The sequence below is a fragment of the Pseudorhodoferax sp. Leaf265 genome, from assembly GCF_001422365.1.
GTDB lineage: Bacteria > Pseudomonadota > Gammaproteobacteria > Burkholderiales > Burkholderiaceae_C > Pseudorhodoferax.
Map to the genome: position 1 here is coordinate 67,922 of NZ_LMMT01000017.1, position 12,224 is coordinate 80,145.

A 12,224-nucleotide genomic window follows, 5' to 3' on the forward strand; every position below is an offset into this window, starting at 1 on the left:
TCGGCCTGCGGCCTGTCCCCCCGTGAGGGAACGCGCTTGCTTGGGGCGGCCCGGCGCAGCGCTCATCGCGCCGCCAGCGCTTCGTACGGCGTCTCGTGCGTCGTCGGGCGGTGGCTCGCGCGCGCCGCCAGGCAGGCCTTGACGCTGTAGACCAGCACGCTCAGCACCACGAAGATGAACAGCGCGCAGAGCGCGGCGTCCAGCCGGTCGTTGAAGACGATGCGGGCCATGGCCTCGGGCGTCTTGGCAGGCGCCACCAGCACGCCATTGGCCAGGCCTTCGGAGTACTTGGCCGCGTGCGCCAGGAAGCCGATCTTGGGGTCGGCCGAGAAGATCTTCTGCCAGCCGGCCGTCAGCGTGCAGGCCAGCAGCCAGGCGGCCGGCGCGATGGCGACCCAGGCGTAGCGCTCGCGCTTCATGCGGAACAGCACGACCACGCCCAGCATCAGCGCCACGGCGGCCAGCATCTGGTTGGAGATGCCGAACAGCGGCCACAGCGTGTTGATGCCGCCCAGCGGATCGACCACGCCCTGGTACAGGAAGTAGCCCCAGGCCGCCACGCACAGCGCCGTCGCCAGCAGGTTGGCCGGCAGCGAATCGGTGCGCTTGAGCGCGGGCACGAAGCTGCCCAGCAGGTCCTGCAGCATGAAGCGGCCGGCGCGCGTGCCGGCGTCCACCGCCGTCAGGATGAACAGCGCCTCGAACAGGATCGCGAAGTGGTACCAGAAGGCCATCATGGCCTGCCCACCGATGACCTGGTGCAGGATGTGCGCCATGCCCACGGCCAGCGTGGGCGCGCCGCCGGCACGGCCCAGGATGGTGCTCTCGCCCACGTCCTTGGCGGTCTGCACCAGCATGTCGGGCGTGACGGCGAAGCCCCAACTGGAGATGGTCTGGGCCACGGCCTCGGGGGTGCTGCCGACCAACGCGGCCGGGCTGTTCATCGCGAAGTAGACGCCGGGCTCGATGCAGGCGGCGGCCACCAGCGCCATGATGGCGACGAAGGATTCGGCCAGCATGCCGCCGTAGCCGATGAAGCGCGCGTGGCGCTCGTTGTCCAGCATCTTGGGCGTGGTGCCCGAGGAGATCAGCGCGTGGAAGCCCGACACCGCGCCGCAGGCGATGGTGATGAACAGGAACGGGAACAGGTTGCCCGACCAGACCGGGCCGTTGCCCTGCGCGAATTGCGTGATGGCCGGCATCTGCAGCTGCGGGCTGACCCAGACGATGCCGATGGCCAGCGCGATGATGGTGCCGATCTTGAGGAAGGTGGACAGGTAGTCGCGCGGCGCCAGCAGCAGCCACACCGGCAGGCTGGCGGCGACGAAGCCGTAGCCGATCAGCATCCAGGTCAGCGCCTTGCCGTCGAAGGTGAACATCGGGCCCCAGACCGGGTCGGCGCTGACGGCCTGGCCGCCGAAGATGGCGGCCATCAGCAGCACGAAGCCGATGACGGAGACCTCGCCGATGCGGCCGGGGCGGATGTAGCGCAGGTACACGCCCATGAACAGCGCCACGGGGATGGTGGCCGCCACCGTGAAGGTGCCCCAGGGCGATTCGGCCAGGGCCTTGACCACGATCAGCGCCAGCACCGCGAGGATGATGACCATGATCATGAAGGTGCCGAACAGCGCGATCATGCCGGGCACGGCGCCCATCTCCTGCTTGACCAGGTCGCCCAGCGAGCGGCCGTCGCGGCGCGTGGAGATGAAGAGGACGATGAAGTCCTGCACGGCGCCGGCGAAGACCACACCGGCCAGGATCCAGAGCATGCCGGGCAGGTAGCCCATCTGCGCGGCCAGCACGGGGCCGACCAGCGGGCCGGCGCCGGCAATCGCCGCGAAGTGGTGGCCGAACAGCACGTTCTTGTCGGTCGGCACGTAGTCCAGGCCGTCGTTGTGGCGGTGCGCGGGGGTCTTGCGCTTGCCGTCCAGGCCCAGCACCTTGTCGGCGATGAACAGGCTGTAGTAGCGGTAGGCGATCAGGTAGGTGCAGATCGCCGCGGTGACGATCCACAGTGCGTTGATGCTCTCGCCGCGCGAGAGGGCCACGGTGCCGAGCGCGAATGCGCCGACCACGGCCACGGCCAGCCATACCAGGTGGCGACGGATGGTGTCCATGCGGATGTCTCCTCGAAATTGAAGGCCCGCAGTGTTCCGTAGCGGCTCGCATACCGCATCCGTCGCAGCGCGTGGGTGGCCTACGCGCGGCCACCTAAGCACTAACCCTTACTTCGGGCCGGTGTGCTCCACCGCGTAGCGGATCAGCTCGGGCAAGGTGTCGATGCCGAGCCGACGCTTGATGCTCTGGCGGTGCGCCTCGACGGTGCGCACGCTCAGGCCCAGGTCACGCGCGATCTGCTTGCTCGATTCGCCGCGGCCCAGCGCGGCCAGGATCTCGGACTCGCGCGGCGTGAGCAGCGGGCGCGGCTCGGCCTTGCGGAACAGCCGGCGCGAGACGGCCGGGCTCAGGAAGGTGCCCCCGGCGGCCGCGGCCTCGATGGCGGCGACGATCTCGGCTGCCGGCGCGTCCTTGAGCACATAGCCGCGCGCGCCCAGTTGCAGCGCCTGCTGCACGTATTCGGGGTTGTCGTACATGCTCAGCATGACGATGTGGGGCGGCTGCGCGCGTTGCAGGACCCGCGCGGCCAATTCCAGGCCGTTCATGTCCCTCATGCCCACGTCCATGAGCAGCAGGTCGGGCGCGGCGGCGTCCAGCAGCGCCAGTGCCTCGGCCGCACTCCCGGCCTCGCCGACCACCGTGATCCAGGGGACAGAAGCAAGCCGCGCGCGCAGGCCGTCGCGCACGAGCGGGTGGTCATCGACGAGGAACAGGCGGACGGTCTGGGTCATGCGGACGTGGGAAGTTCGGCTTCGATGGTGGTGGCGCCGGGTTCGGAGTGCAGGTGCAGCTGGCCGCCCACGGCCGCCATGCGCTCGCGCATGTTGCGCAGGCCGATGCCGCGGCGCGCGTCGCCCTGCACGGCCAGCACGTCGAAGCCCTGGCCATCGTCGTGCACCTGCAGGCGCACGCTGGCCGCGTCGAAGCGCAGTGCCAGCGTCACGCGGTGGGCACCGGCGGCGTGCTTGTGCACGTTGGTCAGCGCCTCCTGCGCGACGCGGAACAGCGCGGTCTTGGCCTCGGCCGGCAGTTCGCGCGGGTTGCCCTCGACCACCGCCTCGGCCAGGATGCCGCCCTGGTCGTCGAACTCCTGCGCCAGCCGCTCGAGCGCGGCCGGCAGGCCCAGCTGGTCCAGCAGCGCGGGCCGCAGCCGGTGCGAGAGGCCACGCACCTCGTGCAGCGCGGCGTTCAGGCGCTGCAAGGCCTTGGCCAGGGCCGGCGGCGGCGCGGGCGCGCCCAGCTGGTCCACATAGGACTCGATCTGCAGCTTGACGCCGACCAGCGCCTGGCTGGTGCCGTCGTGCAACTCGCGCGCGAGGTGGCCACGCTCGTCCTCCTGCGACTGCACGACGCGGCGCGCCAGCAGGCGCAGCTTGGCCTCGGCCGTGCGGTGCTCGCTGAGGTTGAGCAGCAGGCCGGCCGCGCTGACGGCGGCCAGGCACAGCGCGGCGATGCCCGCGATCCACAGCAGCGTGGCGGCCACGTTGGCGTTCATCTGCCGGTCCATGGCCGACAGCGTGGCCTGGATGTCGTCCAGGTACAGGCCGGTGCCGACCATCCAGCCCCAGCGCGGCAGCAGCGTCACGTAGCCGAGCTTGGGCGCGAGCTGCTCGCTGGAGGGCTTGCGCCATTCGTACTCGACGAAGCCCCCACCGCTCTGCTGCGCGCCGCGCAGCAGGTCCTGGATGGTGTGGCGGCCCGTGGAGTCGCGCAGGTCCCAGAGCGAGCGGCCGACCAGCTCGGGCTGGCGCGAATGCATGAGCGAGCGGCCTTCCAGGTCGTAGACGAAGAAGTAGCCGTCGTTGCCGTAGTCCAGCGCGGCCAGCCGGCGCAGGGCCTCGGTGCGCGTGGCCTCGTCCTGTCGGCCGCTGTCGTAGAGCGGCTGCACGGTGCTCAGCGCGAGCGCCACGTAGCTGCGCAGCTCGCTGCGACGCTGCGCCATGTGGCTTTGCTCGATCAGCGTGCGCTCGCGCAGCGCGAGGTCGCGCTCCTGGTAGCGCACCGCAAGCGTGACCAGCACCAGGGCCAGCAGCAGCGGCAGCGCGGCCAGCGTGACGATCTTGGTGCGCAGCTGCACGGGGCGCAGCCCTTCGTGGTCAGTCGAAGCGGTAGTCGGCCGCGGCGGCCTGGCCCGGGCGCAGCGCAAAGTCGATGCCGTCCAGCACGATGGCGTTCATGCCGAAGGCGATGGCGCCGTCCACGGCCGGGTGGGCGCGGTAGGCCTGCATGGTGTCGCCGACCTCGGGGCTGGAGATGGCGGTGGCCGGGTCGATGTTGGGGATGGGGCAGCGCGGGCAGGGCTTGACCAAGCGCAGCCGGGCCAGGCCCTCGCCGGTGGCGATCAGCAGCTCGCCGAAGTTGTCCTCGTCGTGCGCGTCCACCCCGTCCAGCACGATGTTGGGGCGAAAGCGCTCGAGCCCCACGGCCGCGTGGCCGGCCGCTGCCAGGCGCGCGTTGAGGCCGTCCAGCGCCGACTGGCTCAGCACCAGGAGCGGGAAGCCGTCGGAAAACTGGTTGGGCGCATCGACCTCGCCGGTCCAGCGCTTGTTGGACAGGCGCTGGAACTCCGGGTCGAAGCGCACCAGGCGCAGCTTCTGCGCCGGCGTGCCGGCCGGGCGCTCGCTGTTCAGGAAGTCGCTGAACCACTGGGCGGCCACGTCGCCCATGTCGTAGGCCTTCACGCGGTCCTTCCAGACCGTCACGTCGCAGGGCTCCTCGACTGCGTCCAGCGCGATGTGCAGGGCCAGCATGCCGGGCGCGCGCAGCACCATCTCCGAATGCTTGAGTTTGGGCTGGACCAGCGCCATGCGCGGCAGCTCGCGCTGGGTGACGAAGCGGCCCTCGGCGTCCACGACCATCCAGGCGCGGTCGAATTCCAGGCCGGTCTCGGTCAGCAGCACCTCGTCGACCTCGACGCCGGCGCAGGATTTGACCGGGTAGACGAACAGCCGCGCGATGCGGGCCTGGACATCGCGGGCGGACAGGTCGGCGGCGGAAGCGGAAGACATGGCGGGCAAAGGGCTGAGCGGTGGAGGGCGCATTGTGCCCAAGGACCCACTTCTACAATCCCGCGATGCTCTCCCCTTCCACTTTCGACATCTGCGTGCGCGGTGGCGGCATCGTCGGCCGCACCCTGGCCCTGCTGCTGGCGCGCGAGCGGCTGCACGTGGCGCTGGTGCAACCGGCCGCGCCGCGCCAGGGCGAGTCCTCCGACGTGCGCGCCTACGCCCTGAACGCGGCCTCGCGGCAGTTGCTCGAAGGCCTGCGGTGCTGGCCCGATCCCGCCGAGGCCACGGCGGTGCAGGCCATGCGGGTGTTCGGCGACGACGGCGGCGAAGTGAACTTCGACGCCGCGCGCCAGGGCCGTGGCATGCCGCTGGCCTGGATCGTCGATGTCGCTGCGCTGGAAAAGCGCCTGGCCGAGGCGGTGCGCTACCAGCCGCAGATCGAGGTGCTGACGCAGCCGCCCGCATCCGCCGCATTGACCGTGGTCTGCGAAGGCAGGGCCAGCAGCACGCGCGCCGAACTGGGCGTGGCCTACGACACCCATGCCTACGGCCAGACCGCGATCGCCACGCGGCTGCAATGCGAGCGGCCGCATGGCCAGGTGGCACGCCAGTGGCTGCTGCAGGGCGAGGTGCTGGCCTTCCTGCCCATGGGTGGCGCCGAAGGGCAGCAGGTGGCCGTCGTCTGGTCGGTGCCGCAGGACCGCGCCGCCGCCAGCCTGGCGCTGGACGATGCGGCCTTCACGCAGGCGCTGGAACAGATCAGCCAGGGCGCGCTGGGCACGTTGCAGGTGGTCGGCGAGCGCGCGGCCTGGCCGCTGCAACTGGCGCAGGCACGGCATTTCGTCGGTGCCCAAGGACCGGCCCAGGGCCTGGCCGGCTCCTGGGCGCTGGCCGGGGACGCCGCGCACACGGTGCACCCGCTGGCCGGCCAGGGCCTGAACCTGGGGCTGGGCGATGTGGCCGAACTCGTGGCACAGCTGCGCACGCGCGACGGCTGGCGCAGCGTGGGCGACCTGCGCGTGCTGCGCCGCTACGAGCGCGCGCGCAAGACCGCGCTGGCCGGCATGCGCCTGGCCACCGATGGCCTGCAACAGCTGTTCGCGCACAATGCGCCGGCCTGGCAGGGCCTGCGCAACTGGGGCATGAACGGCTTCGAGCGCAGCGGCCCGCTCAAGCGCTGGGTGGCGCGCCAGGCCATGGGTGTGAACGGCTGAGCAGGCCGGCATTGCAGAAGGATTGCACGTGAAGACTCCATTCCCCCGGCCGCAGGCCGCCCTCGCTGCACTGGCCATGGCCGTGCTGCTCCCCGCCTGCGGCAAGAGCGAGGCTCCGGCGGTGGCTGCGGCGCCCGCCCCCGCCGCGACCGGCACACCTGCCAACGCCGAAGCCACCATCCGCAAGGTGCTGGTCGAGCGGCTGCCGCAGCTGCCTGCCATCGAGGAGGTCACGGCCAGCCCGTTGCCCGGCCTCTACGAGGTGCGCCTGGCCGGCGCCGAGATCGTCTATGCCGACGCGCAGGGCAACTTCCTGCTGCAGGGCCAGATCTTCGACACGCAGCAGCGCCGCAACCTGACCGAAGACCGCGTCAACAAGCTCACGGCGCTGGACTTCAAGGACCTGCCGCTCAAGGACGCGTTCAAGCTCGTGCGCGGCGACGGCAAGCGCAAGATGGCGGTGTTCGTGGACCCGAACTGCGGCTACTGCAAGCGCTTCGAGCGCGACATGGAAAAGATCGACAACGTGACGATCTACCTGTACCTCTATCCCATCCTGGGCGCGGATTCGGTGCAGAAGGCCCAGCACATCTGGTGCGCCAAGGACCAGGCCAAGACCTGGTCGGACTGGATGGTGCGCAACCAGGCGATCCCGTCGGCCGAGTGCGACGCTGCGCCGGTGGCGCGCAACGTGGCGCTGGGCCGCAAGCACAAGATCACGGGCACGCCTACGCTGCTGTTCACCGACGGCACACGCGTGCCGGGCGCGATGCCGCTGGACGAGGTCGAGAAGCTGCTGGCCACCGCGGCTTCGCGCAAGTCCTGACGCCACGGGACGCCTGGGCGCGTCCTGTATTCTCGGCGCATGCCGACGACTTCTCCCTCTCCCGCGCCGGCGCGCAAAGCCGCCTCCGCAGACCAACACCACGACACGCCGGCCATCGCCTACCGGGTCGAGTTGGCCGACCTGCATGCCCACCTCTACCGCATCACGCTGACGGTGCAGGCCCCCCAGGCGCTGCAGCGCGTCTCGCTGCCGGTCTGGATCCCGGGCAGCTACATGGTGCGCGAGTTCTCCAAGCATCTGCAGCAGCTCGAAGCCCACCAGGGCCGCAAGGTGGTGGATTGCCGGCAGCTGGACAAGAACAGCTGGGACCTCACGGCCGAGCCTGGCAAGCCGTTGGTGCTGCGCTACCTCGTGCATGCGCACGACACGTCCGTGCGCACGGCCTTCCTGGATGCCGCGCGCGGCTTCTTCAATGCCACCAGCCTGTGCCTGCGCGTGCACGGCCAGGAAACCCAGCCGCATGGGCTGGAGCTCGTGGCGTCGCGCCAGACCACGGGCTGGTCCGTGGCCACGGGTCTTTCGCCCCGGCAGGTCGATGCGGCCGGCTTCGGCCACTACCTGGCGGCGGACTACGACGAGCTGGCCGACTGCCCGTTCGAACTCGGCGCGTTCTGGCATGGCGACTTCAAGGCCGGCGGCATCCCGCACCGCTTCGTCGTGGCCGGCGCCCCACCCTCCTTCGACGGCAACCGCCTGCTGCAGGACACGCAGAAGATCTGCGAGGAGCAGATCCGCTTCTGGCATGCGCAAGGCGGCGGCAAGCCGCTGCACAAGCGCTACGTCTTCCTGCTCAACGCCATGGACGACAGCTATGGCGGCCTGGAGCACCGCAATTCCACGGCCCTGGTCTGCAGCCGGCGTGACCTGCCGCGGCGCGACGAGGCCGGCGGCGAGTCCGCACGCCAGGGTGAGGGCTACACCACGCTCTTGGGGCTGATCAGCCACGAGTACTTCCACACCTGGAACGTCAAGCGGCTGCGCCCGGCGGAGTTCGCGCAATACCACTACGACGCCGAGCAGTACACGCAGCTGCTGTGGTTCTTCGAGGGCTTCACGAGCTACTACGACGACCTGCTGCTGCGCCGCTGCGGCCTGCTGGACAACGCTGGCTACGTGAAGCTGCTCAACAAGACCATCAACCAGGTCATGCAGACGCCGGGCCGGCTGGTGCAGTCCGTGGCCGAGGCCAGCATGGACGCCTGGGTCAAGTACTACCGGACCGACGCCAACACACCCAACGCCACCGTGAGCTACTACGCCAAGGGTGCGCTGGTGGCCCTGTGCTTCGACCTCACGCTGCGTGCCGAAGGCCGCGGCACGCTGGACGCCGTGATGCAGCGCCTGTGGATGCAGTGCGAGGCCGGACCCATGTCCGAGGCCGACTTCGCCGCGACCCTGGCCGCAGTCGGCGGCCGGCCCTTCGATGCCGAGATCGCCGCCTGGGTCCATGGTCGCGACGAGTTGCCGCTGCGAGGGCTGCTGGAGCGCCATGGCGTGGCCGTGCACGACGACCCCGCGCAACTGGCCCAGCGCCTGGGCCTGCGCGTGAGCGAGCAGAACGGTGTACAGGTCAAGGTGGTACTGCGCGGCGGCGCGGCCGAACAGGCGGGCCTGGCGGCCGACGACGAATGGCTGGGCGTGGAGACCGAGAACGAAGGCTGGCGCCTGAGCCGCTTGGACGACTTGGCGCTCTACACCGGCCGCACGCGCAACGTCACGGCGCTGGTGGCGCGCGACAAGCGCCTGTTGCGCCTGCGGCTGGAACTGCCGGCGCCGCAGGACGGCAAGACCTGGCGCCTGGCGATCCAGAACGCCCAGCCGGTCGACGCCTGGCTCGCGCCTGAGACGTTGTGAACGAATCCTCACGACCACGCGAGGCCCCGTGACGGCCGACTTGCATGGCCATCGTTGCGCCCAGGGCCTCGCCTTTCGGGCCGGGCGCGATCGATTCATTCACAGCTTCTGAGTGCGGCGCGGATTGTCCCTGCCATCTGTGGACATCCCTGGGGACAGCCGCTGAACGGCCACGCCATCGCGAGTGCCCATGCGGCCCCGCGCTGCGCTGCCTGTTCTTTGGGCAGCGTCAATCGACCCTGGCACCAGAGGCGCGCACCACGGCACCCCACTTCTCGATGTCGGCCGCAAGGATGGCCGCGAACTCGGCCTGCGCGGTCGCATAGGGCTCGGCCCCCTGGGCCGCGAAGCGCTCCGCCATCTCGGGCTGGCGCAACAGCGCATTGACGTCGGCGTTGATGCGCTCCACGAGCTCGCGCGGCATGTTCCTGTGGGCCATCAGGCCGAACCAGGGGTTCACGTCGAATCCCGGCAGGCCGCTCTCGGCCACCGTGGGGATGCTGCCGAACGCCGGGGCGCGCTTGGCGCTGGTGACCGCGATGGGCTGCAGCGCCGCGGTCTTGATCTGACCAGCCACTGAGGGCAGGCTCGTGAACACCACGTCGATCTGGCCGCCCAGCAGGTCCTGCAACGCCGGCGCCGCGCCGCGGTAGGGCACATGGACGAGTTCGACCTTGGCGGCGCGCGCGAACAACTCGCCCAGCAGGTGGTTGACCGAGCCATTGCCAGCCGAACCGTAGGTCACGCGGCCGCCGCGCGCGGCGTCGGCCAGTGCACCGGCCGTCTTGAAGGGCGTGCCCGCCTTGGCCACGAGCACGAAGGGTACGGTGGCCAGCGTGGCCAGTGGCACGAAGTCGCGCCCAGGATCGAACGGCAGGTTCTTGTACAGCGCGCCGTTGATGGCCTGCGTGCCCACATAGGTCATGAGCAGCGTGTAACCGTCGGCGGGCGCGGCCAGCACAGCCTCCATGCCGACGTTGCCGCCGGCGCCGGCCCGGTTCTCGATCACCACGGGCTGGCCCCACTTCTCCGCAAGCTTCTGGCCCACGATGCGGGCCAGCGCGTCCGAGGCACCGCCGGGCGTCTGCGGCACCACGATCTTCACGGGCCGCGTGGGGTAGGTCTGGGCCAGCGTGGGTGCCGGCAGGGTGGTCAGGGCCAGCAGCGCCACGGCAGCCAGCGATTTCAGGAACATCTTCTTGTGCATGTGCACTCCGCAATCGACAAGCGACGCAGTACACCAGCGGCCCGGCGCGCCTTCAAGCGGGAAATCCTGGCCCGCCTTGTTCAGCCGGCCGAACACGCCGCAGATATCGCTTGCAGCGCGGTGCCCCGCAGTCGCCGGTGTTCCGCCCGTCGAACATCCAGACCGCGGCCGCCGCTAGAGTGCCAAGGCACCGCAACCCGCGCGAGACCACCATGCAGATCAAGAGAACCGCAGGCGCCCTGGGCGCAGAACTCCAAGGCCTGGATTTGGCCATCGGCTTGACGCCCACTGTGGCCGCCGAAGTCCGCCAGGCGCTGCTGGCACACCAAGTCATCTTCATCAAGAACCAGGAGCTCACACCAGCCCAGTTCCTGCGGTTCGCGCAGGCCATGGGCAAGCCTGTGGAGTACCCCTTCGTCAAAGGCCTGGAGGGCTTTCCGACCATCATCGAGGTCAAGAAGCTTGAGCATGAGAAGCACAACTTCGGCGGCGTCTGGCATTCGGACACCACCTATCTCGACGAGCCCCCCATGGGTTCCATGCTGCTGTCGCGCCAGGTGCCGCCCTACGGCGGCGACACCTTGTTCGCGAGCCAGTACGCGGCCTACGAGGCGCTGTCGCAAACCATGCAGCAGCTGCTGGCGCCGCTGGTGGGCATCAGCAGTTCAGCCAAGGCCGACGTGAGCAAGACGCGCGAGGACCGCATCAAGAGCGACGGCAAGCAGGAAGCGCCCAAGGAATACCGGGCCGAGCATCCCGTCGTGCGCACGCACCCGGAAACCGGCCGCAAGGCCTTGTTCGTCAACATCGCGCACACGGCAGGCATCGTGGGCATGACGGACGAGGAAAGCGCGCCGCTGCTGCGCTTTCTGTTCGAACACCAGATCCGACCCGAGTTCACCTGTCGCTTCAACTGGGAGCCCAACGCCATCGCGTTTTGGGACAACCGCTGCGTGCAGCACAACCCCGTCAACGACTACCACGGCCACCGTCGCGTGATGCAGCGCATCACGCTCCAGGGCGACAGGCCTGTCTGAGACCGTCGTGCATGGAAGAGCGTGCGATGATTTTTCGATCTTCCGGGAGCGTGCATGGCAGATGGCAGGGGTGCGGTCGACCGCGTGATCGACATCTTCGAGGTATTTCGGCAGGGCCAGCGGCCGCTGTCGCTGACCGAGTTGGCGGCAGCCGCACGCATGCCCAAGAGCAGTTGCCACGCCATCGTCGGCACGCTGATCGCGCGCGGATATCTCTACTCGTTGGAGCGTCCGCGCGCGCTGTACCCGACGCAGCGCCTGCTGGACGTGGCGCACGACATCGTGGCCGGTGACCCGTTCCTCGAACACGTGCTGCCCCGACTGGAGGAATTGCGAGACGCTTCGACAGAAACGGTGATTCTCGGCAAACGCCAAGGTGAACGCGTGGTGTACCTGCAGGTGCTCGAGGGGCTGCACCCTATCCGCTATTCGGCCAGCCCGGGCGACCTCAAGCCGCTGCATTCCAGTGCGATCGGCAAGGCCCTGCTGGGCGCACAAAAGGAAGCGGACCTGCGCAGGTGGGCTGCAGACCAGAGCCTGCCGCGCGTGACGCCCGCGACGATCTGCGATCCGGACCGCCTCGTGGCCGACGTGCTGCAAAGCCGGCAGGCCGGCTTCTTTCAGACGCGTGGCGAAAACGTCCAGGATGTATGGGCCATTGCCGCCTTCTTCACCGCCGGCCGCGAAACCCTTGCCATCGGTCTGGCAGGTCCCAAACACCGCATGCAGGCCAGTGTGCTGGCCTGCGCTCAGCAATTGGTCACCACCTGCAGCCTGGTCGCACGCCAATTCAGGAATCTCTGAATACGCAGCGAATCGTCGGCACAAATAAAAACGCCCCAACCTTTTGGAGGTTGGGGCGTTTTCGGCTGTAGGAGCCTGACGATGACCTACTTTCACACGGGAACCCGCACTATCATCGGCGCAAAGTCGTTT

At 69.4% G+C, this 12,224-nt stretch carries 10 protein-coding genes; 5 read left to right on the forward strand and 5 right to left on the reverse strand.

Features of this window, described 5'->3' with window-relative positions:
- Positions 1-62: 62 nt before the first annotated feature.
- The 4 genes from ASF45_RS16925 to ASF45_RS16940 form a co-directional block, all read right to left on the reverse strand.
- Positions 63-2,120 carry a carbon starvation CstA family protein gene (locus ASF45_RS16925; protein WP_056664972.1) on the reverse strand — a complete coding sequence of 686 codons (2,058 nt, stop codon included), beginning with the start codon at positions 2,118-2,120 and terminating at the stop codon, positions 63-65.
- Between the two features lie 108 nt (positions 2,121-2,228).
- Positions 2,229-2,852 (reverse strand): response regulator transcription factor, encoded by a 624-nt coding sequence (locus ASF45_RS16930; protein WP_056664974.1) that lies wholly within the window; start codon positions 2,850-2,852, stop codon positions 2,229-2,231.
- On the reverse strand, positions 2,849-4,198 hold the full coding sequence (locus ASF45_RS16935) for a cache domain-containing protein (protein WP_056664977.1): 1,350 nt from the start codon (positions 4,196-4,198) through the stop codon (positions 2,849-2,851). The genes ASF45_RS16930 and ASF45_RS16935 overlap by 4 nt, the downstream gene beginning before the upstream one ends.
- Positions 4,199-4,217: 19 nt before the next feature.
- Complete coding sequence (locus ASF45_RS16940; protein WP_056664980.1) at positions 4,218-5,129, reverse strand: MOSC domain-containing protein; 912 nt, start codon at positions 5,127-5,129, stop codon at positions 4,218-4,220.
- Positions 5,130-5,194: 65 nt separating this feature from the next.
- On the opposite strand from ASF45_RS16940, the gene ASF45_RS16945 reads away from it, so the two are divergent.
- The 3 genes from ASF45_RS16945 (at position 5,195) to ASF45_RS16955 (ending at position 9,044) form a co-directional block, all read left to right on the forward strand.
- On the forward strand, positions 5,195-6,343 hold the full coding sequence (locus ASF45_RS16945) for an FAD-dependent monooxygenase (RefSeq protein WP_056664983.1): 1,149 nt from the start codon (positions 5,195-5,197) through the stop codon (positions 6,341-6,343).
- A 76-nt stretch (positions 6,344-6,419) separates the two neighbouring features.
- Positions 6,420-7,169, forward strand: coding sequence for a DsbC family protein (locus ASF45_RS16950; protein ID WP_056664986.1), 750 nt, complete (start codon positions 6,420-6,422; stop codon positions 7,167-7,169).
- Positions 7,170-7,208: 39 nt separating this feature from the next.
- On the forward strand, positions 7,209-9,044 hold the full coding sequence (locus ASF45_RS16955; protein WP_082551075.1) for a M61 family metallopeptidase: 1,836 nt from the start codon (positions 7,209-7,211) through the stop codon (positions 9,042-9,044).
- A gap of 229 nt (positions 9,045-9,273) precedes the next feature.
- Here ASF45_RS16955 and ASF45_RS16960 read toward each other — a convergent pair whose 3' ends face one another.
- On the reverse strand, positions 9,274-10,251 hold the full coding sequence (locus tag ASF45_RS16960) for a tripartite tricarboxylate transporter substrate binding protein (RefSeq protein WP_235580944.1): 978 nt from the start codon (positions 10,249-10,251) through the stop codon (positions 9,274-9,276).
- 212 nt (positions 10,252-10,463) lie between these two features.
- Here ASF45_RS16960 and ASF45_RS16965 point away from each other — a divergent pair, with 212 nt between their 5' ends.
- Both ASF45_RS16965 and ASF45_RS16970 read left to right on the forward strand, forming a co-directional pair.
- A complete protein-coding gene (locus ASF45_RS16965) occupies positions 10,464-11,288 on the forward strand; it encodes a TauD/TfdA family dioxygenase (RefSeq protein WP_056664988.1) in 825 nt (274 codons plus the stop codon).
- A gap of 84 nt (positions 11,289-11,372) precedes the next feature.
- Positions 11,373-12,092 carry an IclR family transcriptional regulator gene (locus ASF45_RS16970; RefSeq protein ID WP_235580945.1) on the forward strand — a complete coding sequence of 240 codons (720 nt, stop codon included), beginning with the start codon at positions 11,373-11,375 and terminating at the stop codon, positions 12,090-12,092.
- Positions 12,093-12,224 lie beyond the last annotated feature (132 nt).